Raw genomic sequence first — 22,312 nt, 5'->3', positions numbered from 1 at the left:
GACTCCTGTGGCTGACGCGCCCGCCGCTAAGGCGGGCGGCCGCGAAAGGCAAGAGACGAGGGCGGGAGCGCGTATTCTGCGCAGATATGCGCATGCCTTGGTTAACTAGAAATGGGTCGATGACAGGGGTGAAAGGACGGAATTTTAACGAATCTCGCGCAAACGTTTGCACGAAGAGCCGCCACAAACCCGTGCGCAGGCCGCCCAGGGCAACCGCCATAAATGCCAAGCATCAGGCCTATCGTCGCTCCTTTGGCAAGCGCTGTTCTATGCTTCGTTTTATCTGTCGCGATGATCGAATACCTTAGCTTTGAGGGCAACCTCGCCTCGGTATGGCCTGCGAACGGGGTGATCCTGGCGCAGTTGCTGGCGCGCCCGCGCCGCGAATGGGGGCGCTATCTTGTCGCCGCATTCATTGCCGTCGCCGCTGCCGGAGCCTTCACGCGCGGCACGCTGTCAGCGCCCGTCGGTTTCGCGGTGGCCAACGTCGTCGAAATCGCGCTTGCCTCATGGTTGCTGCGCGGCACTATCGACTCAGGTGGACGTCTGCTTCATCATCACGCCTCGGTAGGCCGCTTCGTGATCTGCGCCGGGATCGTTGCACCGGGCGTCGGGGCGCTGCTGGGTGCGGTGATCGCATCCTTCGCGTTCCATCTCTCGATCGGCGTTTCGCTGGCCACCAAGTTCAGCGCCGACGCACTGGGGCTAATGATCTTCACGCCGTTTTTCTTCGGTCTGTTCCACGGGGACTACCGCGCCAGCATCCGCGCCGCCTCACGGGCAGAGCGGGCGCAGATGCTGTTGCTGCTGGTCGCCGTGCTGGCGGTGAGCGTCTCCGTATTCGCCCAGAACCGATATCCGCTGCTGTTCCTGCCGATGGTGCCGCTGATGCTTGTCGCCTTCCGGCTTGGCTGGGAAGGCACCAGCATGGGGGTCATGCTGGTTGCGGTAACGGGCGGCGTGGCGACATGTTACGGCCATGGTCCGGTGAGCCTTTCTGCGGGCGACATGGCGGTGAAGCTGGCCTTTCTGCAATTCTACCTCGCCACCGTGCTAATGCTGATGATGCCGGTCGCCGCTGCGCTTGCAGCGCGGCGAGACCTGATCGAGCGGCTCAGCGAAAGCGAACGCTCGCTCGTTTTGCTGGCAGATCGCTCCGCCATCGTTCTCCTGCGTTTTTCGGTCGAAGGTGCTTGCACCCGCGTGGTGGGCGATGTCGCGACGCTTGTCGGCAAGAACGCCGACCGGCTGCTGGGTGCCCACATCGGCGAACTCGATCCGCCGCTGGGCGAGGCGCTGTTCGGCGCACACTTGCGCGCCGGGACCAGCGACCGCCCGATTATCATAGAGGTGGAGCGTCCCGGCGGCATCTGGATCGAGGCGACCTTCCGCGCAGAGCGTGACGAGCAGGGCATCATGACCGGCTCGGCGGCGACACTGGTCGACGTAACCGCGCGCAAGGCCCGCGAAGGCGAACTCTGCCGTCTGGCCGAGACGGACGAACTGACTGGCCTTTCCAACCGGGCAGGCTTCCTGCGGCGGTTCGAGGCGGCGCTTGCCGACCCTCCGGCCGATGGCCTGAGCATTGCGCTGATCGATGTGGATCGTTTCAAGTCGCTGAACGACGAACTCGGTCATGTTGCTGGGGATGCCGCGCTGGCTGAAATCGGCCGCCGGATCGCCGCGACCTTGCGCGCTACCGATCTTGTGGCGCGGCTAGGCGGGGATGAATTCGTGGTGATGCTGGGCACTGCCGACCCTGAAGTCGCGCAGGATATCTGCCGCCGGCTTGTGGAGAGCGTCGCGGCGGCGCCGGTCGCCCTGCCCCTGGGGGGCGAGGCCGAAGCGCGCATCAGTTGCGGCCTGGTCCACCGCACGCAGGGGCAGGGCGGCATCGACCTGCTCAACCGTGCCGACATGGCGCTCTATGCCGCCAAGCGCGGCGGACGCAACCAACTGATCGCGGCTTAGGCTAGATCGGGGGCCATGCGAACCCGATTCGCACTTCGCCGCGGTGCCTGCCGAGCGCGTCGAAGCTGCGTTCGATGATTATGCCCTGTCCCTGCCGGTCTACCGCGATCACCGTGCTGCACCGCGTGCCGTACGTTTCGTTTCGGATGAAGACCGGCGCGAACCGGGGTTCCGGGCCGAGTTCGGGGCGCTCAGGGTGCGGTGCCGGCTTCTCGTCGCGCAGGGCGGCCAGCAGTGGCCCAAAATCCTTCTCGCCCGCAGCGAACCAGTCGGTGATCGCCTGACCGACCCGCATCGTCTTAGGCCAGGGTACGTCGAAGCCGCCGTTCGACAGTCCGTGAATGCCGGCAGAAAGCGCGCGCATCTCTACCTTGGGGTGGTTGGTCAGGAACGAGGCGCGGCCGCCGTCGACAAAAATAAGGTTGAACGGATTCATCCGCGCCATCTCCTCGCCAAGTGCGATGGGCGGGGTTCCCGCCAGAAGATCGGTGACCAACTTGCCGCGCGACGGGCGGCCAGGCTGCGCACCTTCCGGTACGCGGTAATTGGTGATCAGGGCGAACCGTGCGCTTCTGCCGCCTTTGGCCTCGGTCACACCCAGCCACGTCCCGCAGGCGGTGAGATCGGTGCCGGCGATGATCCCGGAGCCATCCTGCCAGCGCGCCAGCGGTGCGGCGGGACGAGTGTGGAATTCGTCGCGGTTGCCGATGGCGACGAGCAGCCATTCGGGGTGGCTATCCCAGGCGATAGCGGCGACGCACATCTCAGATCAGCCCCTTGGCCTTGAGGCTTACGTAGCCCTCGCGCCCGATCACGACATGGTCGTGCACGCTAACGCCCAGCAATCGCCCGGCTTCGGCGATGCGGTTGGTGATCTCGATGTCGGCGCGGCTGGGTTGGGGCGAGCCTGAAGGGTGGTTGTGGACCAGGATCAGCGCCGCCGCGCCCAGGTCCAGCGCGCGGCGGATGACCTCGCGCGGATGGATCGCCGCTTCGTCGATGGAGCCTTCGCCCACGAGATCGTCGAGGATCAGCATGTTGCGGGTATTGAGATAAAGTACGCGCACCCGTTCAACTGTAAGGTGGGCCATGTCGATCGTAAGATAGTCGATCAGGGCCTGCCACGATCCGATCACCGGGGCCTCGCGCACTTTCTGGCGCGCCATTCGGGTGGCGGCCACGGTGACGATGCGCAGCGCCGCCGCGGTCGCCTCACCCATGCCAGGATGGGCGGCCAGCGTGCGCGGGTCGGTCTGCAACACACCCGCGAGCGAGCCGAACCGCTGCAGTAGCGTGCGTGCCAGCGGCTTCATGTCGCGGCGGGGAACGGCCTGCATCAACAAGAGTTCAATGACCTCGTGATCGCCCAAAGCTTCTGCCCCGCCTTCCAGCAGCCGCTTGCGCAGCCTCCCGCGATGACCGCTCGAATCGTTTCCGGTGCCGGAAGGTGCAGAGGGGCCTGCATCGGTCAAAGCGCTGACGGCGTCATCGAAGAGTGGGGGTTGTTCGGGCATAATGCGTACAAACAATTGCCTTTCCTGCGCGTCCAGCGCAAGTGATGGAGCGGATGTCGCAAGAGCAGGACCATTCCCCCGAAAACCATGACGCCGACACCGGGGATACGCCTGGCGGCGCGAGCAGTGGTGTGCGCCTGGATCCCAGGCTGATGGGCCCGGTGCGCTGGCTGCGCAAATGGCGCGGGCCGATCCTCGTCGTCGAGGGGCTGCTGCTGCTGACGCTGGGCGCTGCTTGGCTGGCCCGCAACGAGATCGCGGACAACCTCATCGAAAGCCAGCTCGATTCGCTCGGGCTGCCCGCGCGCTATGAGATCGTCAGCATCGGCCCTGCCGAGCAGGTGATACGCAACCTTTCCATCGGCGATCCAAAGCGGCCCGACCTTACGGTTAAGGAACTGCGCATCGCCACGCGGCTGTCGTGGGGACTGCCGGGTATCGGACGAATCACCGTCATCAAGCCGCGGCTTTTCGGTTCGTACCGGGGCGGCAAAGTCAGCTTCGGCAGCTTGGACAAGGTACTGTTCTCGGGCAAAGCCGGTCCTTTCACGATGCCCGATCTCGATCTGGGCCTGGTGGATGGGCGCGCGTTGCTGGACAGCGACCATGGCCGCATCGGCGTGAAGCTTGCGGGTGAGGGCGCGCTGCGCGGCGGCTTCGCGGGCGAAATCGCCGCGCTGTCGCCGGGTATCGAGGTGGACGGCTGCAAGGCCGGGCGCACCACGCTTTACGGCAAGCTCACCACCTCGGCCGCGAAACCGCGATTCGTCGGGCCGGTGCGGATGGACGGATTGGCCTGTCCCGCCCGCGCGCTGCAACTGGCGAAAGCGGGTGTGCAACTCGACCTGACGCTGGACGAGGCGCTGGACGGGGGCGAGGGCAGCCTCGGCATTACGGCCGGCCGGGGCCGCTACGGTGCGCAGAAGATCGCCGGTCTTTCGGGTAAAGGCCGCGTCACCTACCGCAAAAAGTCTCTTAACGCGACTTACCGGATAACCGCGCAGGGACTGGAAACGCCGCAAGCCCGCCTTGCAACCCTCGTGTTCGATGGGCGGGCGCGCTCCACGGGCGGCATCGCGCGCTTCGATGTCGAAGGTGACCTGACCGGCCGGGGCGTCGCGCTTGGCGATACGCTCGACCGCGCGATACTTTCCGCGCAGAATTCCGCCGCCGGTACGCTGGGCGAACCGATCGCGGCGCAAGTGCGCGGCGCGCTGGCCCGCGAGATGCGCGGCAGTACGCTGGATGCCAACCTCATCGTGCGCAATTCACAAGAAGGCCTCAGCCTTGTTGTCACGCGCGGTTCGCTGCGCGGCGGGAGCGGGGCCTCGCTGCTTGCCCTGTCGCGCCTGCAGGCGCTGTTCGGCAAAGGCGCGCCCCACGTCACTGGTAATTTCGCCACCGGGGGGCAGCGGCTGCCGCAAGTCTGGGGCCGCATGGAGACGGCGGACAATGGCCGCCTGACGATGCAGGTGGCGATGCCCGATTATCGCGCCGGCTCGGCTGTAATCGGCGTGCCGCGCCTTTCGCTGGTGCAGGACCGCGACGGCGCGCTCGGTTTCACCGGACAGGTGCTGCTGAGCGGCGCCTTGCCGGGGGGCAGTACCCGTAACATGTTGCTGCCGCTCGACGGACGCTGGGGCGCCGACGGCAATCTGGCGGTCTGGCGGGCGTGCAGCAATGTTTCTTTCGACGCCCTCAGCTTCGCCAGCCTGACCATTGACAAGCGGCGGCTTACGCTGTGCCCGTCTCGCGGCGGGGCGATCGTGCAGGGCGCTCCCGAAAACCTGACTATCGCGGCGGGGGTCACCTCGCTCGATTTGTCCGGGCGGCTGGGCGAAACGCCGATTCGCATCGCCAGCGGACCGATCGGATTCGCAATGGGCGCTGCAGGCGATCTGAAGGACGGCGGCGTCCTCAAGGCGGGCGCGATCAGGGTCGCGCTCGGACCGGAGCAAACCGCCTCCCACTTCACCATCAGCCGTCTCGACGCGCGGCTGGGCAAGGATGTCGCGGGCACCTTCGACGAAGCCGACATCGCTCTTGCCGCTGTCCCGCTCGACATGAAACAGGCGGCTGGCACATGGCGCTATGCCGGCGGCGTGCTCCAGATCGATGGCGGGCGCTTCACGCTGGTCGACCGCCAGCCGGTAGCCAGGTTCCAGCCGTTGGTGGCGCGCGACGCGACGCTGCGGCTGGAAGGCAACCGCATTACCGCGCAGGCGCTGCTGCGCGAGCCGACCACCGACCGCGAGATCGTGCGGGCGACCATCGCCCACGACCTGTCGAGCGCTGCCGGCCACGCCGACCTTGCGGTGAACGGCATCACCTTCGACGAGCGTCTCCAGGCCGATACGCTGTCCGGCATGCTGCTGGGCGTCGTATCGGGGCTAAAGGGGCAGGTCCATGGCACCGGCCGGATCGACTGGAACACCAGGGCGGTGACAAGTCACGGCCGTTTCGCCACCGAAGGCGTCGATTTCGCGGCGGCGCTGGGTCCGGTGCGGGGACTGTCGGGCGAAGTGGTATTCACCGACCTGCTCGGCATGGTCACGGCGCCCGCCCAGAAGGTACATATCGCTTCGGTCAATCCGGGCATCGAGGTAACCGACGGCACCCTGTCCTACGAAGTGAAGCCGGGCTACTACCTGCAGATCAACGGCGCGCAGTGGCCCTTCATGGAAGGCACTCTTAACCTCGACCCCGCGCACATGCAGATCGGTGCGGCTGAAACGCGCTATTACACCCTGCGTGTCACCGGCCTCAACGCAGCGACGTTCGTGCAGCATCTCGAACTCGAAAATATCAGCGCCACCGGCACATTCGACGGCGAGATGCCGTTGATTTTCGATGAGAACGGCGGCCGGATCGAGAACGGGTTCCTGCGGTCGCGCATGCCGGGCGGCAATGTCTCGTATAACGGCGCGCTGACCTACAAGGACCTCTCGGCGATGGGCAATTTCGCCTTCGCGGCGCTAAGGTCAGTGAACTACAAGGACATGGAAATTGGGCTGGCCGGTTCGCTCTCGGGCGAAATCGTGACGCGGATCAGCTTCGACGGCCTCAGCCAAGGGCAGAACGCCAGCCGGAACTTCATCACCAAGCAGATCGCTAAGCTGCCAATCCGTTTCATAGTAAACCTCAAGGCGCCGTTCTTCAGCCTGTTCGGCTCGATGCGCTCGCTTTACGATCCCGCTTTTGTGGCCGACCCCCGAATGCTGGGTTTGCTCGATGCAGAAGGCAAGCGCCGCGAATCGGCGCCTGACGCCACTGTCATCCCCCCAGCACTTCCATCCACCGCCATTCAGCCTCCAGTCAGCGAGAAAAAGCCATGACGTCGTGTGAATTGACCGGAAGCGTTCCGGCTGCAAGAAACCCGGCGATGAATGACGGGCATGATATCGAGCAGCTGGCAGGCACAGGGTCCGGAAGGCGCGCCGTTCGCGCTGCAGGGATTGCCGCGATGATGGTGGCGGTTTCAGGGGCGTTCGGGCTCGGCGGGTGCATACAGGTTGCAGCACCCGACAAGCCGATCGTCATCGAACTGAACATCAACATCAGGCAGGAAGTGGTCTACCGTCTTGCCGCTGACGCGGCCAAGACCGTGGATGAGAACAAGGGTATATTCTGATGACGAGGATGCGTTTTTCCGGCGCTGTTGTCGCCGCGGTTCTCATGGTTTCCGGTATTTCTGCGGCCCATGCCGACGGCCGCAGCCCGGCCTACACCGCTGCGCGCGCAGCCGGGCAGGTGGGCGAGCAGAACGACGGCTATCTGGGCGTGGTGGGCAGCCAGGGCGCCGATATTGCCGCGATGGTGCGTGACCTCAACAACCAGCGCCGCGCGGTCTACACGGGCGCCGCTGCGGGCAAGAGCACTATTCAGGAATATGCTTTCACCACCGGCTGCAAGCTGATCCGCGACACCAAGGTCGGTGAGAAGTATCAGGGGCTCGATGGCGGGTGGAAAACGCGCGGCAGCGGCGCACCGGAACTCGATCCGCGCTGCCCCTGAACCTGTCCCGTATCGAGGATGGACAAAAGTATCAGGCCAGGCCGCGAAAGCGTTTTTCGCTGGCGGTGGCGAATCAAGAAAAGGTCGGAAGCCTTCGCGCCTTTCCGGCCTTTTTCTTGGCATTTCGCCGTGTATCGCGGATGCGGTATTGGCAGGGACGGGGCGCTGTATTGTTGGCCCCGCGCGTTTCTAGAGCGTGAGAGCTGTCAACAACGGGCGATGCTGCGGCCCGCCCGCGGTTGACTCGGGAAAAGCCCCACCCTAAGGGGGCGGCGCTCTTGGCGGGCAGCCGTCGTTTGCGTCTTGCGTTCCTGTTGTCATAATGAGGAGCCTGACATGACCGACGAGCCACCTGTCCGAGACCCTGTGGGGGAGGATGCGCGCATCGATTCGCTTGACGAAAGGCTGAAAGCCCTTCGCGAGCGGGAAGAGGAACGCAACCGACCGAAGGCCGGTGCGGAAACCGATGCGAGCTATCGCCTTGGAAACCGCGTCCTTTCGGAACTGCTGGGGGGTCTTGCGGGCGGACTGTTCCTGGGGTGGTTGATCGACCATTTCGCTGGTACGTCCCCTTGGGGTCTGATGGTGATGCTGTTCGTTGGAATCGGTATTGCCTTCAGGAACATAATCCGGATTACGAACCGGCGCCCGGACTGACCCATTTGGGGGGATGGAAGGGGCGCTGTCGTTCATTGGCGACAGGGAAACTCGCGTGGCAGCCGAAGCGAAGCTCGACCCGATGCACCAGTTCCAGCTCGAGAAGCTGGCGGGCGCGGACTGGAACATTGCCGGTTACAACGTCGCTTTCACCAATAGCGCGCTGTGGATGGCCATCGCGACGCTGGCGTTGATCGTCTTCGTTGCCGGCGGCATGAAGCGCGCCGTCGTGCCTGGCCGCTGGCAGATGGCTGTCGAAACCTTCACCGGTTTCATTGACGGCATGCTGGCAGCCAACGTCGGCAAGAACGGCAAGAAGTACGTTCCGTACATCTTCTCGCTGTTCATGTTCATCCTGTTCGCCAACTTCCTTGGCCTGATGCCGCTCGGCGTCGTCGGCGTGCACGCATTCACCTTCACCAGCCACTTCTCGGCTACCGGTGTCCTGGCGGTGCTGTCCTTCGGTATCGTGCTCATCGTCGGCTTCTCGAAGCACGGCTTCCACTTCTTCTCGCTGTTCGTGCCGCACGGCACCCCCATCGGCATGATCCCGATCATCTTCGTGGTCGAGCTGATCTCGTTTCTGGTGCGCCCGTTCAGCCTCGGCCTGCGACTTTTCGTTGCGATGATGGCCGGCCACGTCCTGCTCGAGGTGCTTTCTAGCTTCGTCATCAGCGGCGGTAACAACGGTCCGATCATGTTCGTGATCGCCGGGGTCCCCAGTTTCGTCCTGATGGTCGGCATCTGCGCTCTCGAGCTGCTGGTCGCCGGTATCCAGGCCTATGTTTTCGCTCTTCTCACGTGCGTCTATCTGAACGACGCAGAGAACCTTCACTGATTTTTTCTACCACACTCGGGTTTACCAAAGGGAGTTTTTGAAATGGACGCAGAAGCTGCAAAGATGCTCGGCGCTGGCTTCGCCGCTATCGGTGCCGGCCTCGCTTCTATCGGCGTGGGCAACGTCTTCGCGAAGTTCCTCGAAGGCGCACTGCGCAATCCGGGCGCCGCTGACGCCCAGCAGGGTCGTCTCTTCATCGGTTTCGCCGGTGCTGAGCTTCTTGGCCTGCTTTCGTTCGTCATTGCCGCGCTGCTGATCTTCGCCTGATCCAGCGCCTGACCGGATTGGCTCCGGCTGCCTCATACCCTTTGGTTGAGGCGGCCGGGACTTTCTACGGTTCAAGATTTTTCACGGCAACCTCGAGACAAGGCTGACCAATGCCTCAGATCGCACAGCTAGGCGAGTTCTACTCCAGCCAGATCTTCTGGCTGCTGATCTTCTTCGGTATCACCTTCTTCGTCGTCGGACGCGGTATGGTTCCGAAGGTGATGGACACCGTCGCGAGCCGCGACAAGCAGATCGCCGACGACCTCAAGGCTGCCGAAGCCGCGCGTGCGCAGGCGGACGCGGAAGAAGCCGCATGGCGCGCTCGTGAGAATGCCAACCGCGCCCAGGCGCAGGGGCTGATCGCGGATGCGCGCGGTAAGGCTGCTGCCGCCACCGCGCAGCGTCTCGCTGTCGCCCAGGCCGGCATCGACGCCACCATCGCCGGGGCCGAAACCCGTATCGCCGAGGCGCGCCGTTCGGCCGCCGACGAGATCGAGACCGTCGCCGCCGACGCCACCCGTGAGATCGTCAGCCGCGTTGCCGGCCTCTCGCTTGACGACGCCGCCGTGCGCGGCGCGGTGAAGGAGAACCTGGTCCATGGCTGAAACCTCCGTGCCTGACGCCAACGTTGCCGTCGAACATGGCCTCGCTCACGAGGGTGCCGAGCTGACGGGTGCGCAGACCGCGCATACCGCCGCGGCTGAGCATCACGCCGAACCGCTGTTCCTGGGCTTCGCGCCTCCGGTTGCGGTTGTCAGCGCCTCGATGATCGTCCTGCTCGCTATCCTGGTCTGGAAGGGTGCGCCCAAGATGATCACCGGCGGGCTCGACTCCAAGATCGCCGAGATCAAGGCGCAGCTTGCAGAAGCGAAGACCCTGCGCGCCGAGGCCGAAAGCCTGCGCAAGGAATACGCGGACAAGATCGCCGGCGCCGAAAAGGACGCCGCGGCTATGCTCGACCATGCCCGTCACGAAGCCGAGGCGATCATCGCCAAGGCCGAGAAGGACACTGTCGAAGTGGTGGCCCGCCGCGAAAAGATGGCGCAGGATAAGATCGGCGCCGCCGAATTTGCTGCGGTCACCGGCTTGCGCAACCAAGCAGCCGCTGCCGCTGCTGCGGCCGCTAAGGTTTTGATTGCCGCCAACCATTCGGCAGACGCGGACAAGGTGCTGGTCGACCAGGCCATCGCCGGAATCTGATTTCGGCCCGAAAGGGCAGGTAAAACAGGCCTCCGTCCCTCGGGACGGGGGCTTTTTTGCGTCCGGGCAGGTGCGGTTAAAGGTAGGATGAAAACTCGGAGTTTGACGCCGCGCAGACAGGCGATAGGCTTCACTTCCAGAAAAGAAGGAGAGGCTCATCATGTTCGTGAAGTTTACCGGTGCCGACCGTACCCCTACCGCGATCAATGCAGCACAGGTCACTTTCGTTTCGCAAGTCGATGTTGGAACCCGCGTTCGCTTCGGCGAGGGACGCTCCGTCACTGTCATCGAACCGCTGGAGGAGGTTATGAAGCGTCTCAACCTGACACTGTCATTTCCGGATACCTGACGCGCAGGTTGCCCCCCGTAGCTTGATGATGAGGAGGCGGGCGCGTGGCAGCGCAGGCGGTGTCGGGATTTTCCCGAATCACTGATTTCTTTGGCGGCGCCTCTCCACTTCGCTGCGCGAAACGGGGAGGCGTCCGTGCCTAGAAATTATCCTTCGCGCTCCTGAGCGCGGCAAACGTCTCCACCGCATCGCCGCCGCCCCAGCGTGCCTGCATCGCCTGATCGTCGGCGCGCAGAAAAGGGTTGGTCGCCAGTTCCCGTTCGAGTTTGGCGGGGACAGTGGGCAGTCCCTTTTCGCGGCGGCGGGTTATTTCCTGCGCATAGGCCTGCAATTCGGCGTTGTCCGGGTCGGCGTGGAGCGCGAAACGGGCGTTAGAAGCAGTGTATTCGTGCGCGCAGTAGACCATCGTCACGGCGGGCAGGGCCTTCAGCCGCTGGAGCGAGGCCCAGAACTGACCGGGTGTGCCCTCGAACATGCGTCCGCAGCCTAGCGCGAACAGCGAATCGCCTACGAACGCGATCGACGCGCCGGGCAAATGGTACGCGATGTGGCCATTGGTATGGCCGCCGACATCGATCACGAAAGCCTGGCGGTCACCGATAGAAACGACATCGCCCTGGCCCACGGCGCGATCGACCGCCTCGATTTTGGCGGCATCGCCGACCGGGGCAGTTACGCGGCACCCCGTCGCTGCCTTGATGGCGATGTTGCCGCCGGCATGGTCCGGGTGCCAGTGGGTGTTCCAGATCTGGGTGATCTGCCAGCCCTTGTGCGCTGCCTGGCGCAGGTATTCGTCGGCATCCGGCGTGTCGATACACACGGTCTCTCCGCTTTCGCTGTCGTGGAGCAGGTAACCGTAGTTGTCGGACAGGCAGGGAAACTGGTGGACTTCAAGCATTGTGACCTCTCCTTGCGCGGAAGAGATGTAAGCATTCATGCGTCGGCGGGGAAGGGCAGGTTGAGCTGCCAGCTCACGCCGTGGACGTCGCTGAGCCATGTAAACATTGCGCTGAATTCGTAGGCGTCCAGCGGCATCATGACCTTGCCGTCGGCGCCCAGCACCTTTGCGGCGTGACGAAGCTGTGCCTCGTCGTCGCAGTCGATGAAGATCGAGGTCGAGGGGGTGAAGGTGAAACCGTGGGGTATGTCGCTATCGAGGACATGCCATTGCGTTCCGCCGAGGGTGAAGTGCGCGCGGGCGATCTTGCCTTCGAATTCGCCGGCCCCGTGATGATCGAGCGCTGTCACCTCAAGGTGATCGGGAAAGGCGCGCTTCCACAGCATGAGCGCATCCTGTGCGTCGCCCTGGAACATCAGGAAGGGGGTGGCGTGCATGGAAGCCTCCGTCTCGTCACTGCTTCTGGATCAGACAAAGCGGTGGGAGCGGGGATGTTCCATTCTTCCCAGGACTGAGAATAAGCAAAAGCCCGCCCGGATTGCTCCGGACGGGCCTTGCTTTTGTTTGACCTGCAACCTGGGCTGCGGGTCGAAGCTATCAGCGGTTCTTGAGCGCTTCGCCCAGGATGTCGCCGAGCGATGCGCCCGAGTCGGACGAACCGTACTGCTCCACTGCTTCCTTCTCTTCGGCCAGCTGGCGGGCCTTGACCGAGAAGTTCGGCTTCTTGGAACGGTCGAAACCGGTAACCATGGCGTCGAGCTTCTGGCCGACCTGGAAGCGGTCGGGGCGCTGCTCGTCGCGGTCGCGGCCGAGGTCCGAACGCTTGATGAAGCCAGTGGCGCCATCGTCGCCAGCCTGGACTTCCAGGCCGCCGTCGCGGACTTCGAGGATGGTCACGGTGGTGACCTGACCACGGCGCAGGCCGCCTTCGGCGCCCGATGCAGCAACACCGCCAGCTGCCGGAGCACCGCGCTCGAGCTGCTTCATGCCGAGGCTGATGCGCTCCTTCTCGACGTCGACGTCGAGAACCACGGCCGAAACCTCTTCACCCTTGCGGTGCAGAGCCAGCGCGTCTTCACCCGAGATGCCCCAGGCGATGTCGGACATGTGGACCATGCCGTCGACGTCGCCGTCGAGACCGATGAACAGGCCGAATTCAGTGGCGTTCTTGACTTCGCCCTCAACCTGCGAACCGACGGGGTGCTTCTCGGCGAAGGCTTCCCAGGGGTTCTGCTGAGCCTGCTTGAGGCCGAGGCTGATCCGGCGCTTGTCGGAATCGACCTCGAGAACCATGACTTCGACTTCCTGCGAGGTCGAAACGATCTTGCCCGGGTGGACGTTCTTCTTGGTCCAGGACATTTCCGAAACGTGGACCAGGCCCTCGATCCCGGCTTCCAGCTCCACGAAGGCGCCGTATTCGGTGATGTTGGTGACAGTGCCCGCCAGCTTCGCGCCGACCGGGTACTTGACGGCTGCGCCTTCCCAGGGATCGCTTTCCAGCTGCTTCATGCCGAGGCTGATGCGCTGGGTTTCCGAGTTGATGCGGATGATCTGCACCTTCACGGTATCGCCGATGGCGATGACTTCGCTCGGGTGGTTGACGCGCTTGTAGCTCATGTCGGTGACATGGAGCAGGCCGTCGATGCCGCCGAGATCAACGAACGCACCGTAGTCGGTGATGTTCTTGACGACGCCGTCGATGACCTGACCTTCGGTCAGCTTGTCGATCAGTTCGCTGCGCTGTTCTGCGCGGGTTTCTTCGAGGACGGCGCGGCGCGACACGACGATGTTGCCACGGCGACGGTCCATCTTGAGGATCTGGAAGGGCTGCGGCACATCCATGAGCGGGGTGACGTCGCGTACGGGGCGGATGTCGACCTGCGAGCCGGGAAGGAATGCAACGGCGCCGTCGAGATCGACGGTGAAGCCGCCCTTGACCCGGCCGAAGATCACGCCTTCGACGCGCTTGCCTTCACCGAATTCGTTTTCGAGCTTGTCCCAGGCGGCTTCGCGGCGTGCGCGGTCGCGCGACAGCATCGCTTCGCCGTCGGCGTTCTCGACGCGGTCGACGTACACTTCGACTTCGTCGCCGACCTTCAGGCCGTGATCTTCTTCACCGCGAGCGAATTCGCGCAGCGAAACGCGGCCTTCGCTCTTGAGGCCCACATCGATGACCGCCTTGTCGTTCTCGATAGCGGTGATGGTGCCCTTGACGACACGTCCTTCGAAGCCGTCGTCGGCAGCGCCGCCGAACTGGTCATCGAGCATTTTCGCGAAATCGTCGCGAGTCGGATTGGCAACAGAGGCCATGTAACCCATTTCCTTCGTTCGATTTTCCGGCCTGGCGGTTGAATCCGCCGGTCTTTTCTCCATGGCCCGCACCATGCGGGCCAGGGGCCAAAGGGGCCGTACTGCCGCGATGGCCGGATGCCGGTCGCGGCGTCCTGGCGATTCTCGCGAACCTTCGGGACCGGCGGCGCTTAGGCCTGAGGGCGCGGAAATGCAAGGGAAATGGCGGGTACGGGGAGGATTTGGGGCGGCTGCACGCAGCTTTGTGGCGGGGCTTCGTCGAACGCTGCCATGACAGGCAGGGCGCTCATGAGCTGCGTCTAGAAAACGCGTCTAGAAATAGCTCCAGCACAGCCGGTATCGCCCCCGAGGATTTGCCGGTGTCAGCGCTGCTTCTTGGTGAGGGGCGCGGTAAAATCGGGGTCCTTCCTTGCCACCCAGTCTACGAACTTGCGCACGTTCGGGTTGTCGAGCAGCCCTTCCACATTCATCCCGTGGCGCTGCAGTTCGGAGTTCGTGAAGTTGGTGATGATCGCCTGTTGGCAGATGGGATGCATGGGCACGGTATCGCGCCCGCCCCGGCTTTTAGGCACGGGATGGTGCCAGACGATGGTCTTGCCGGTGGGCCGACTGCAGAGCCAGCAGGGCACGACCTCTACGGGAGCCTCTTCTTCGTCTGCTACGTCTTCGTAAGGACCGTGTTTGGGGTGCTTGCGGGCCATGGCTCTACCTGAATTCTCTGAAATTACGCTGTATATAGCGGCGCACGGTGGATTGCCACATCGCTGGCCGGCACATCGCGTTCAGCCCTGCGCCGAGGCGAGCGCGATTTCGGCGATGCGAATCGCTTCGGCCACGGCCTGATCCCGGTCGAGGTCGGAAGTGTCCAGAACCACGGCGCCCGGCGCCACCACCAGCGGCGCGTCCTTGCGTGAACGGTCGCGTTCGTCGCGGGCGGCGAGGTCGGCGGTGATTGCTTCCAATGTGATGTCGCGGCCGTGGCTTTGCATTTCGGCGAAGCGGCGGCGGGCGCGGGCCTGGGTACTGGCGGTGACGAACAGCTTGGCGGTGGCATCGGGCGCGATGACGGAGGCAATGTCGCGCCCGTCGAGCACGGCGCCGCCCGCCCGCGTCGCGAAGGCGCGCTGGCGGTCGTAGAGGGCGCGGCGAACGGCCGGATGCACCGAGACGCGGCTCGCAAGCCCGCCGGTTTCCTCGGAGCGCAGTTCGGGATCGAGCAGCAGACTTTCGGGGAAGGCGCAGGCGGCGAGGGCCGCTGCCGGGTCTTCCAGGTTGCCGCCGTCCAGCACACACTGGCGGCCCACCGCGCGGTACAGCAGGCCGGTGTCGAGGTGGGGCACGCCGAAGTGGGCGGCAAGCGCGCGCGCGATGGTGCCTTTGCCTGAAGCGGTGGGGCCGTCGACGGCGATAATCATGCCGCCAACTCGTCCAGCATGGCCTCGAAGACCGGGAAACTGGTGGCGATGGGGCGGGTGTCGTCGACCTCGACGCCGCTGCGGCTCGCGATGCCCGCGATCGCCATCGACATGGCGATGCGGTGGTCAAGGTGAGTGGCGATCGCGCCTTGGCTGCCGGGCAGGGGCTGGCCCCCGGTCCCGGTGATGACAAGGCCGTCCTCGGTTTCGCGCACTGCTGCGCCGGCGGCGGTGAGGGCGGCGGCCATCACCGAGATACGGTCCGATTCCTTGACGCGCAGTTCGTCGAGGCCGGTGGTGGTGGTGACGCCTTCCGCCAGCGAGGCGGCGACGAACAGGGCGGGAAACTCGTCGACCATGCTGGGCACGATGGCGGGATCAACATCGATGCCCTTGAGGGCTGAGTGGCGCACAAGGAGGTCCGCAACCGGTTCGCCGCCAACTTCGCGCGGGTTCACTTCCTCGATGGAGCCGCCCATCAGGCGCAGCACTTCGACGATCCCGGCGCGGGTGGGGTTGAGGCCGACGTTCTCGATCAGCACTTCACTGCCGGGCACGACGAGCGCGGCGACGATGAAGAAGGCGGCCGAGGACGGGTCGCCGGGAACCTCGATGGTCTGCGGCTTCAATTCGGCTTCGCCCCTGATCGAGATGACGCGGGCGCCCTCCGCGTCGGTTTCGACGGTCAGTTCGGCGCCGAAGCCGCGCAGCATACGCTCCGAGTGATCGCGGGTTGGAACTGGCTCGATGACGGTGGTGATGCCCGGGGTGTTGAGGCCGGCAAGCAGGATCGCGCTCTTCACTTGCGCCGAGGCGACCGGCAGTCGGTATGTGATCGGTACGGCGGGGCTTGCGCCCTTGAGAATGAGGGGAAGGCGGCCACCTTCCGATGCCTCGAAAATGGCGCCCATGTCGGATAGCGGATCGATAACCCGCCCCATCGGGCGTTTCGACAGGGAGGCGTCACCGGTGAAGGTCGCGGTGATCGGGTGGCTGGCGATGAGACCCATCAGCAGGCGGGTCGAGGTGCCCGAATTGCCCATGTCGAGCGGCGCCCCGGGCTGGAGAAGCGCGCCTACGCCCACCCCGTTTATGACCCATTCGCCGGATTCGAGCCGCTCCACCGACGCGCCCATCGCTCGCATCGCGGCGGCGGTGGCCAGCACGTCTTCGCCTTCGAGCAGCCCGGTCACGCGCGTCTCCCCCACGGCAAGCGCGCCCAGCATGATCGAGCGGTGGCTGATCGACTTGTCGCCCGGCACCCGGATGCGTCCCTTGAGAGGCCCGGCGGGCAGGAAACGACGAGGGCGCATCGAGGCGGGGTCGGCGTGGCTCACAACAAGGGTCTTTCCGGGGTGGGAGGGGGTGAAAATCGGCCCGGCTTTTGACAGCGCGTGCCGCCTATGGCAAGGCGCGCGCCCTGATGAGGGCAGTTCGCAGGATTTTGCCACGCTTGCTTTTGTGTGCGCGCCTTCCCATCAAGACGCAGATTTATACGCCCGCGCCATTTGGGACGGGCCAGACGAGGATTTTCCATGGCCAAGGCTGAATGGGGCGCCAAGCATGGCTGCCCGAAATGCGGCACCCGCTTTTATGACCTGGGCAAGGACGACCCGGTCACCTGCATCGAATGCGGCAACGCATGGCACCCCGAGCCGGTGCTGAAGTCGAAGCAGCCCATCCCCTATGAGCAGATCCAGAAGAAGGAGGTCGTCGAGACCGAAGACTCCGATCTGGCCGAAGAGGATCTGGACATCGACGAGGACGAGGATTCGCCCGACAACGATGTGGATCTCGGCGGTGACGACGATCTCGGCATCGGCGCCGGTGACGACGACAAGGACATCGACAACTGATGTCGCAGGGGTGTCAGAAAAATCTGACACCCCTTTAATTTTCCTCTTGCCAAGTTTTCAGACCGCCACTAGATGGCGGCCTCCCAAGCGGAACGGCCTCTACGGAGCGCCTGAAAACAAGGGAACGGGTCGATCCTCCCAGGGTCAACCTGCTGAAATGATTGGGGCCTTAGCTCAGCTGGGAGAGCGCCTGCATGGCATGCAGGAGGTCAGCGGTTCGATCCCGCTAGGCTCCACCATTTCAAACAAGCCGGTTTTTCGGACCGGTTTGACATTGCAGTATCGCATGTTTGCGACACGCTGGTTGACGAGGTTTCGTCCGCCGGCGTTTTTCGCATAAAGTCATGCACGCCGGTCAGCGAGGTTTCGCCCACCGGCGTTTTTTGCGTTTCGCGGCGGGTTTGATCGGCCCGGCCCTGATTGGAGTGAACGGCCCATGTTCGACAGTCTGTCCGATCGCCTTGGCGGCGTCTTCGACAAGCTGCGTGGGCGCGGGGCGCTCAAGGAGCAGGATGTCCTCGATGCCATGCGCGAAGTGCGCATCGCGCTTCTCGAGGCAGACGTCGCGCTCCCGGTGGTTCGACGCTTCATCGATCAGGTTACTGAAAAGGCCGTTGGCCAGAACGTCCTCCGCTCGGTCACGCCGGGCCAGCAGGTCGTCAAGATCGTCAACGACGCGCTGATCGACATGCTGGGCGGCGAAGACGTCCCCGGCCTCGACCTTGAAGCCGTACCGCCGATCGTCATCATGATGGTCGGCCTTCAAGGCTCGGGCAAGACCACCAGCACCGCCAAGATCGCCAAGCTTCTCAAGGAGAAGCAGGGCAAGAAGGTCATGATGGCCTCGCTGGACGTCAATCGTCCGGCGGCGCAGGAACAGCTTCAAGTGCTGGGCACGCAGGTTGGCGTCGCCACCTTGCCGATCATCTCGGGCCAGCAGCCGACGGAAATCGCCACGCGCGCCATGCAGGCTGCGCGCCTCCAGGCGGTGGACGTCCTGCTGCTCGATACCGCCGGCCGTCTCCACGTCGACCAGCAGCTCATGGACGAGATGAAGGCGGTTGCCGCCATCTCGACTCCGCGTGAAACACTGCTCGTTGTCGATTCGCTTACCGGGCAGGACGCCGTGAACGTCGCCCAGTCCTTCGCCGGACAGGTCGATCTCACCGGCGTCGTGCTGACCCGCATGGACGGCGATGCGCGCGGCGGCGCGGCGCTGTCGATGCGTGCGGTCACTGGCAAGCCGATCAAGTTCGCAGGCACCGGCGAGAAGATGGAGGCCCTCGAGGTCTTCCACCCCAGCCGTGTCGCCAACCGCATCCTGGGCATGGGCGACATCGTCTCCATGGTCGAGAAGGCGGCTGAAGCGGTCAAGGTCGAGGACGCCGAAGCGCTTGCCAAGCGCATGGACCAAGGCAAGTTCGACATGAACGACCTGCGCATGCAGCTCAAGCAGATGCAATCCATGGGCGGCCTCGGCATGCTGGCGGGCATGATGCCCGGCATGAAGAAGGCCAAGGCGGCAATGCAGGCGTCGGGCATGGACGACCGCGTGCTGCTGCGCATGGATGCTATCATCGGTTCGATGACCCCCAAGGAACGCGTCAATCCCGCGCTGCTCAATGCCAAGCGCAAGATCCGTGTCGCCAAGGGTTCGGGCACCCAGGTCCAGGACGTCAACAAGTTGCTGAAAATGCACATGGAGATGTCCAAGGCCATGAAGCAGATCAAGAAGATGGGCGGCCTCAAAGGGCTGGCCGCGATGTTCGGCAAGGGCGGCCTTGATGCTGCCATGCCGGGGCTGGGCGGGCAGGGCCTTGGCGGCGGGATGAGCGGAATGCCCAGTCTCGGCGGTCCCGATCTCAGCAAGTTTCTCAAGAAATAATCACACACGCATTTTTCAAGTTTATCAGGAAGGTAACAGCATATGTCCGTTTCGATCCGTCTCTCGCGCGGTGGTGCCAAGAAGCGCCCTTACTACAAGATCGTCGTCGCCAACTCGCGCGCTCCGCGCGACGGCGCCTATCTTGAGCAGGTCGGCACCTACAACCCGGTCCTCCCCAAGGAAGACGAGAACCGCGTTCGTCTGGTCGAAGACCGCGTGCGTTACTGGCTCGGCGTTGGCGCCCAGCCGACCGACCGCGTTGCTCGCATGCTCGACAAGGCCGGCATCAAGGAGCGCGCAGCTTCGGTGAACCCGACCAAGGCAGAGCCGGGCAAGAAGGCCAAGGAGCGCGCTGAAGATCGTGCCACCAAGGTTCGCGAAGCTGAAGAAGCTGCTGCCGAAGCTGCCGCCGCCGCCGCCGCTGCTGCCGCCGCCCCGGCCGAAGAAGCTCCCGCTGAGGGAGCTGCTCCCGAGGCCACCGAGGCATCGACCGAGGCCTAAGTCTTGGTTGACGGCAAGAAGGCCAAAGGAATGGATCGCCCCGTCACGCTCGCCGCCGTTACCGGCGCGCACGGCGTGACGGGCGAGGTCCGCCTCAAGCTGTTCGGAGAAGGCGTGGCTGCGCTCAAGCGCTACCGCGCCTTCAACGATTCCAGTCTCACCGTTTCCAAGCTCAAGGACGACGGCAAGGGCGGCGCGATCGCCCGCTTCGCCGAAGTCACCGATCGCACGGCGGCGGAAAAGATGCGCGGAACCGCGCTCACCGTGCCCCGCTCCACGATGCCGGCGCTGGAGGAGGGCGAGTACTACTACGCCGACCTGCTGGGCCTGCCCGCCGTTTCCGACGAGGGCGAAGCGCTCGGCATCTGCATCGCGGTCGACAATTTCGGTGCCGGCGACGTCATTGAGATCGAGTGTTCGGCCGGCGAGGACGGCAAGAAGCGCCGCTTCATGGTGCCGATGACCCCCGCTGCCGTGCCCGAGTGGGACGCGGACAGGCTGGTCATCACTGCGGCTTTCGCGCAGCCATGACCTTCGCGGCCACCGTCCTGACCCTTTATCCCGAGATGTTTCCCGGGCCGCTGGGCGTAAGCCTAGCGGGCAGGGCGATGGCCGAGGGCAAGTGGTCGCTCAACCCCGTCCACATCCGCGATTTCGCGGCTGACAAGCACCGGACGGTCGATGATACGCCTGCGGGCGGCGGCGCCGGAATGGTGCTGAAGGTGGACGTGCTGGCAGCTGCCATCGACCATGCCCGTGAACTGGCCCCGGACGCCCCGGTTCTCGCTATGACGCCACGCGGCAAGCCGATCTCCCAGGTCCGCATCCGCGCACTTGCAGAAGGCCCCGGGGTCACGCTGCTGTGCGGGCGGTTCGAGGGTTTTGACGAGCGTATCTTCGCTGGTCGCAACGTCGAGGAAGTCTCGGTGGGCGACATCGTCCTGTCGGGCGGAGAATGCGCTGCACTGATGGTTCTGGATGCTTGCATTCGCCTGCTTCCCGGAGTAATGGGCGCGGCTTCCAGCGGGGCAGAGGAGTCGTTCGAGGACGGTCTTCTCGAGTACCCGCACTATACCCGGCCCCCTATGTGGGAAGGGCGCGCGATCCCCGAAGTGCTGCGATCGGGGGATCACGCGAAAATCGCTGCCTGGCGGAAACAAAGGGCGGACGAAGACACACGGTTACGCAGGCCTGATCTATGGGAGCGTCACAGGGACGCTCGGGTCTAGTCTGCCTCTGGCGCGCAGCATTGAAAAAGGATTTGGGTTCATGAACCTGATTCAGCAGATCGAAGCCGAAGAAATCGCCAAGGCCGCCAAGGACATCCCCGCATTCCGTCCGGGCGACACCGTCCGCGTCGGCGTGAAGGTCGTCGAAGGCGTCCGTACCCGCGTCCAGGCATACGAGGGCGTGTGCATCGCGCGCTCGAACCGTGGCATGGGTTCGAACTTCACCGTTCGCAAGATGAGCTTCGGTGAAGGCGTGGAGCGCGTATTCCCGCTTTACTCGCCGAACATCGATTCGATCACCGTGGTTCGCCGCGGCGTGGTGCGTCGTGCAAAGCTGTACTACCTGCGTGGTCGTACCGGCAAACGCGCGCGTATCGCCGAACGCCGGATCAACGACACCAAGGCATAAGCCAAGGTGCAAGGCTCGGTCTTCGGATCGGGCTGCTCAAAGAGGCGGTTCGCATTCGGGCCGCCTTTTTTTGTGCCCGCTTCCCGCATTTGGTTTGCAAGTGCCAATCGGGCTCGGGCGGTGTCACGTCGCTGGCGTTTCACGCCACCCGTTACAGAGTAGGGACGTCAAGGCGTTCCCTGCCGGTTGCCGTTGCCATGCACCGCGAAATGGCGGCTATGCGAGTCGGAACGCGATGCTGCATTGCACAACGGCTAGCCTCTGGGAAATGGCGGAAAAACGCGATAAACCGCGAGTTTTGAACGTGTTTAGGCCTTGCCACCTCGTTGAAAACCCGCTCCATTCCGTCGCCGCGCCAGAGGCGATTTTCAAATCGCATCACTATTCGCTCCACTTGAAAGCTAAGGGGGTTCCCATAATGAACAAGAACGATCTCATCAGCGCAGTTGCCGATTCGAGCGGGCTGACCCGCAGCGACGCCACCAAGGCAGTCGAAGGCGTTTTCGAGGCCATCACGGGTTCGCTGAAGAAAGGCGACGAAGTTCGCCTTGTCGGTTTCGGCACGTTCTCGGTTGCCAAGCGCAAAGCCTCTACTGGCCGCAACCCGCGCACTGGCGAACCGATGGAAATCAAGGCATCGTCTCAGCCGAAGTTCAAGGCTGGCAAGGGCCTGAAGGACTCCGTCAACTAAGTTGGCAGGCGGCCTGTAGCGCCTTACAGGTTGATCGGATCACGCCGCGCCAGCCCTCTAGGGCCAGCGCGGCGTTGTCATGTGCGGTTACGCAGGATCCAAGAAGCCGCTCGCTCGCTGGTTGCCGCTACTGAGGAACCGGCTGCTGGACACTTGGGCACCCCCGCCCTGCGAAGGCTCGCAGTCGCCCCTATGACCCCGCCTAGGTGATCCATGGGATTCGCGGGCGTGGCTGACTTGGGCTTGGAGCGCAGTCGACGGGCAGCGGTCGGCCAAATACATCCAACGCGGTTGTATCGCGCTGCGAG

At 64.2% G+C, this 22,312-nt stretch carries 25 protein-coding genes and 1 tRNA gene; 18 read left to right on the top strand and 8 right to left on the bottom strand.

All coding sequences use genetic code 11. The features are described 5' to 3' along the window. The first annotated feature begins 222 nt into the window (after positions 1 to 222). Positions 223 to 1,971, top strand: coding sequence for a sensor domain-containing diguanylate cyclase (locus V474_RS06595; protein WP_082699609.1), 1,749 nt, complete (start codon positions 223 to 225; stop codon positions 1,969 to 1,971). Position 1,972: 1 nt separating this feature from the next. On the opposite strand, the gene V474_RS06590 is transcribed toward V474_RS06595, so the two are convergent. Together V474_RS06590 and radC are read right to left on the bottom strand one after the other, a co-directional pair. Further along, positions 1,973 to 2,734 carry an NRDE family protein gene (locus tag V474_RS06590; protein ID WP_059150638.1) on the bottom strand — a complete coding sequence of 254 codons (762 nt, stop codon included), beginning with the start codon at positions 2,732 to 2,734 and terminating at the stop codon, positions 1,973 to 1,975. 1 nt (position 2,735) lies between these two features. After that, positions 2,736 to 3,485 carry a RadC family protein gene (gene radC / locus V474_RS06585; RefSeq protein WP_059150637.1) on the bottom strand — a complete coding sequence of 250 codons (750 nt, stop codon included), beginning with the start codon at positions 3,483 to 3,485 and terminating at the stop codon, positions 2,736 to 2,738. 53 nt (positions 3,486 to 3,538) lie between these two features. On the opposite strand from radC, the gene V474_RS06580 reads away from it, so the two are divergent. The 9 genes from V474_RS06580 to V474_RS06540 all read left to right on the top strand — a co-directional run bounded on the left by V474_RS06580 (position 3,539) and on the right by V474_RS06540 (position 10,810). Then, the gene (locus V474_RS06580) at positions 3,539 to 6,820 is read left to right on the top strand and encodes an intermembrane phospholipid transport protein YdbH family protein (protein WP_059150636.1); all 3,282 of its coding nucleotides are present in this window, start codon (positions 3,539 to 3,541) and stop codon (positions 6,818 to 6,820) included. Positions 6,821 to 6,867: 47 nt separating this feature from the next. Next, the gene (locus tag V474_RS06575) at positions 6,868 to 7,116 is read left to right on the top strand and encodes a YnbE family lipoprotein (protein ID WP_059150635.1); all 249 of its coding nucleotides are present in this window, start codon (positions 6,868 to 6,870) and stop codon (positions 7,114 to 7,116) included. Further along, a complete protein-coding gene (locus V474_RS06570) occupies positions 7,116 to 7,499 on the top strand; it encodes a YdbL family protein (protein WP_059150634.1) in 384 nt (127 codons plus the stop codon). Before V474_RS06575 ends, V474_RS06570 begins: the two co-directional genes overlap by 1 nt. Positions 7,500 to 7,835: 336 nt before the next feature. After that, positions 7,836 to 8,156: an AtpZ/AtpI family protein gene (locus V474_RS06565; protein WP_059150633.1), complete on the top strand. Its 321-nt coding sequence runs from the start codon at positions 7,836 to 7,838 to the stop codon at positions 8,154 to 8,156. A 55-nt stretch (positions 8,157 to 8,211) separates the two neighbouring features. Then, a complete protein-coding gene (locus V474_RS06560; protein WP_059150826.1) occupies positions 8,212 to 8,994 on the top strand; it encodes a F0F1 ATP synthase subunit A in 783 nt (260 codons plus the stop codon). 42 nt (positions 8,995 to 9,036) lie between these two features. Next, on the top strand, positions 9,037 to 9,261 hold the full coding sequence (locus V474_RS06555; protein ID WP_007678253.1) for a F0F1 ATP synthase subunit C: 225 nt from the start codon (positions 9,037 to 9,039) through the stop codon (positions 9,259 to 9,261). 110 nt (positions 9,262 to 9,371) lie between these two features. Further along, the gene (locus V474_RS06550; protein WP_059150632.1) at positions 9,372 to 9,866 is read left to right on the top strand and encodes a F0F1 ATP synthase subunit B family protein; all 495 of its coding nucleotides are present in this window, start codon (positions 9,372 to 9,374) and stop codon (positions 9,864 to 9,866) included. Further along, positions 9,859 to 10,461, top strand: a complete 603-nt coding sequence (locus V474_RS06545) for a F0F1 ATP synthase subunit B family protein (protein WP_082699607.1) — start codon at positions 9,859 to 9,861, stop codon at positions 10,459 to 10,461. Before V474_RS06550 ends, V474_RS06545 begins: the two co-directional genes overlap by 8 nt. A 160-nt stretch (positions 10,462 to 10,621) precedes the next feature. After that, the gene (locus tag V474_RS06540; RefSeq protein WP_043977518.1) at positions 10,622 to 10,810 is read left to right on the top strand and encodes a hypothetical protein; all 189 of its coding nucleotides are present in this window, start codon (positions 10,622 to 10,624) and stop codon (positions 10,808 to 10,810) included. 139 nt (positions 10,811 to 10,949) lie between these two features. Here V474_RS06540 and gloB read toward each other — a convergent pair whose 3' ends face one another. The 6 genes from gloB to aroA form a co-directional block, all read right to left on the bottom strand. Continuing rightward, positions 10,950 to 11,708 carry a hydroxyacylglutathione hydrolase gene (gloB, locus tag V474_RS06535; RefSeq protein ID WP_059150631.1) on the bottom strand — a complete coding sequence of 253 codons (759 nt, stop codon included), beginning with the start codon at positions 11,706 to 11,708 and terminating at the stop codon, positions 10,950 to 10,952. Between the two features lie 35 nt (positions 11,709 to 11,743). Next, positions 11,744 to 12,145, bottom strand: a complete 402-nt coding sequence (locus V474_RS06530; protein ID WP_059150630.1) for a VOC family protein — start codon at positions 12,143 to 12,145, stop codon at positions 11,744 to 11,746. Between the two features lie 160 nt (positions 12,146 to 12,305). Next, on the bottom strand, positions 12,306 to 14,027 hold the full coding sequence (gene rpsA / locus V474_RS06525) for a 30S ribosomal protein S1 (protein ID WP_082699606.1): 1,722 nt from the start codon (positions 14,025 to 14,027) through the stop codon (positions 12,306 to 12,308). A 353-nt stretch (positions 14,028 to 14,380) separates the two neighbouring features. Beyond that, positions 14,381 to 14,719: a hypothetical protein gene (locus tag V474_RS06520; protein WP_059150628.1), complete on the bottom strand. Its 339-nt coding sequence runs from the start codon at positions 14,717 to 14,719 to the stop codon at positions 14,381 to 14,383. An 81-nt stretch (positions 14,720 to 14,800) separates the two neighbouring features. Beyond that, entirely contained in the window at positions 14,801 to 15,433 is a 633-nt protein-coding gene (locus V474_RS06515) for a (d)CMP kinase (RefSeq protein ID WP_059150627.1), read from the bottom strand. Further along, positions 15,430 to 16,746 carry a 3-phosphoshikimate 1-carboxyvinyltransferase gene (gene aroA, locus V474_RS06510; protein WP_059150824.1) on the bottom strand — a complete coding sequence of 439 codons (1,317 nt, stop codon included), beginning with the start codon at positions 16,744 to 16,746 and terminating at the stop codon, positions 15,430 to 15,432. Before aroA ends, V474_RS06515 begins: the two co-directional genes overlap by 4 nt. A 222-nt stretch (positions 16,747 to 16,968) precedes the next feature. On the opposite strand from aroA, the gene V474_RS06505 reads away from it, so the two are divergent. From V474_RS06505 to V474_RS06470, 8 genes are all read left to right on the top strand, one after another. Next, entirely contained in the window at positions 16,969 to 17,289 is a 321-nt protein-coding gene (locus V474_RS06505; RefSeq protein WP_059150626.1) for a TIGR02300 family protein, read from the top strand. Between the two features lie 163 nt (positions 17,290 to 17,452). After that, positions 17,453 to 17,528 (top strand) — tRNA-Ala (locus V474_RS06500). A gap of 197 nt (positions 17,529 to 17,725) precedes the next feature. After that, positions 17,726 to 19,174: a signal recognition particle protein gene (ffh, locus tag V474_RS06495; RefSeq protein WP_059150625.1), complete on the top strand. Its 1,449-nt coding sequence runs from the start codon at positions 17,726 to 17,728 to the stop codon at positions 19,172 to 19,174. Between the two features lie 42 nt (positions 19,175 to 19,216). Further along, positions 19,217 to 19,675, top strand: coding sequence for a 30S ribosomal protein S16 (rpsP, locus tag V474_RS06490; RefSeq protein ID WP_059150624.1), 459 nt, complete (start codon positions 19,217 to 19,219; stop codon positions 19,673 to 19,675). 30 nt (positions 19,676 to 19,705) lie between these two features. Continuing rightward, a complete protein-coding gene (gene rimM, locus V474_RS06485) occupies positions 19,706 to 20,206 on the top strand; it encodes a ribosome maturation factor RimM (protein WP_059150823.1) in 501 nt (166 codons plus the stop codon). Continuing rightward, positions 20,203 to 20,904: a tRNA (guanosine(37)-N1)-methyltransferase TrmD gene (trmD, locus tag V474_RS06480; RefSeq protein WP_059150623.1), complete on the top strand. Its 702-nt coding sequence runs from the start codon at positions 20,203 to 20,205 to the stop codon at positions 20,902 to 20,904. Before rimM ends, trmD begins: the two co-directional genes overlap by 4 nt. A gap of 40 nt (positions 20,905 to 20,944) precedes the next feature. Continuing rightward, a complete protein-coding gene (gene rplS, locus V474_RS06475) occupies positions 20,945 to 21,313 on the top strand; it encodes a 50S ribosomal protein L19 (RefSeq protein WP_043977538.1) in 369 nt (122 codons plus the stop codon). Between the two features lie 418 nt (positions 21,314 to 21,731). Further along, positions 21,732 to 22,004 carry an HU family DNA-binding protein gene (locus V474_RS06470; RefSeq protein WP_059150622.1) on the top strand — a complete coding sequence of 91 codons (273 nt, stop codon included), beginning with the start codon at positions 21,732 to 21,734 and terminating at the stop codon, positions 22,002 to 22,004. Positions 22,005 to 22,312 lie beyond the last annotated feature (308 nt).

This window comes from Novosphingobium barchaimii LL02, from assembly GCF_001046635.1.
GTDB lineage: Bacteria > Pseudomonadota > Alphaproteobacteria > Sphingomonadales > Sphingomonadaceae > Novosphingobium > Novosphingobium barchaimii.
The sequence above is the reverse complement of the archived record's forward strand: the minus strand, read 5'-3'. Positions and strand labels throughout refer to the sequence as shown.

Coding starts and splice junctions, on each gene's coding strand:
- V474_RS06555 (WP_007678253.1), top strand. CDS start 9,037: ATGGACGCAGAAGCTGCAAAGATGCTCGGCGCTGGCTTCGCCGCTATC.
- V474_RS06530 (WP_059150630.1), bottom strand. CDS start 12,145: ATGCACGCCACCCCCTTCCTGATGTTCCAGGGCGACGCACAGGATGCG.
- V474_RS06540 (WP_043977518.1), top strand. CDS start 10,622: ATGTTCGTGAAGTTTACCGGTGCCGACCGTACCCCTACCGCGATCAAT.
- V474_RS06575 (WP_059150635.1), top strand. CDS start 6,868: ATGAATGACGGGCATGATATCGAGCAGCTGGCAGGCACAGGGTCCGGA.
- V474_RS06515 (WP_059150627.1), bottom strand. CDS start 15,433: ATGATTATCGCCGTCGACGGCCCCACCGCTTCAGGCAAAGGCACCATC.
- trmD (WP_059150623.1), top strand. CDS start 20,203: ATGACCTTCGCGGCCACCGTCCTGACCCTTTATCCCGAGATGTTTCCC.
- V474_RS06545 (WP_082699607.1), top strand. CDS start 9,859: ATGGCTGAAACCTCCGTGCCTGACGCCAACGTTGCCGTCGAACATGGC.
- aroA (WP_059150824.1), bottom strand. CDS start 16,746: ATGCGCCCTCGTCGTTTCCTGCCCGCCGGGCCTCTCAAGGGACGCATC.
- V474_RS06505 (WP_059150626.1), top strand. CDS start 16,969: ATGGCCAAGGCTGAATGGGGCGCCAAGCATGGCTGCCCGAAATGCGGC.
- ffh (WP_059150625.1), top strand. CDS start 17,726: ATGTTCGACAGTCTGTCCGATCGCCTTGGCGGCGTCTTCGACAAGCTG.
- V474_RS06595 (WP_082699609.1), top strand. CDS start 223: ATGCCAAGCATCAGGCCTATCGTCGCTCCTTTGGCAAGCGCTGTTCTA.
- rpsP (WP_059150624.1), top strand. CDS start 19,217: ATGTCCGTTTCGATCCGTCTCTCGCGCGGTGGTGCCAAGAAGCGCCCT.
- V474_RS06590 (WP_059150638.1), bottom strand. CDS start 2,734: ATGTGCGTCGCCGCTATCGCCTGGGATAGCCACCCCGAATGGCTGCTC.
- V474_RS06520 (WP_059150628.1), bottom strand. CDS start 14,719: ATGGCCCGCAAGCACCCCAAACACGGTCCTTACGAAGACGTAGCAGAC.
- V474_RS06470 (WP_059150622.1), top strand. CDS start 21,732: ATGAACAAGAACGATCTCATCAGCGCAGTTGCCGATTCGAGCGGGCTG.
- radC (WP_059150637.1), bottom strand. CDS start 3,485: ATGCCCGAACAACCCCCACTCTTCGATGACGCCGTCAGCGCTTTGACC.
- rplS (WP_043977538.1), top strand. CDS start 20,945: ATGAACCTGATTCAGCAGATCGAAGCCGAAGAAATCGCCAAGGCCGCC.
- rpsA (WP_082699606.1), bottom strand. CDS start 14,027: ATGGGTTACATGGCCTCTGTTGCCAATCCGACTCGCGACGATTTCGCG.
- V474_RS06580 (WP_059150636.1), top strand. CDS start 3,539: ATGTCGCAAGAGCAGGACCATTCCCCCGAAAACCATGACGCCGACACC.
- gloB (WP_059150631.1), bottom strand. CDS start 11,708: ATGCTTGAAGTCCACCAGTTTCCCTGCCTGTCCGACAACTACGGTTAC.
- V474_RS06565 (WP_059150633.1), top strand. CDS start 7,836: ATGACCGACGAGCCACCTGTCCGAGACCCTGTGGGGGAGGATGCGCGC.
- V474_RS06570 (WP_059150634.1), top strand. CDS start 7,116: ATGACGAGGATGCGTTTTTCCGGCGCTGTTGTCGCCGCGGTTCTCATG.
- V474_RS06550 (WP_059150632.1), top strand. CDS start 9,372: ATGCCTCAGATCGCACAGCTAGGCGAGTTCTACTCCAGCCAGATCTTC.
- rimM (WP_059150823.1), top strand. CDS start 19,706: ATGGATCGCCCCGTCACGCTCGCCGCCGTTACCGGCGCGCACGGCGTG.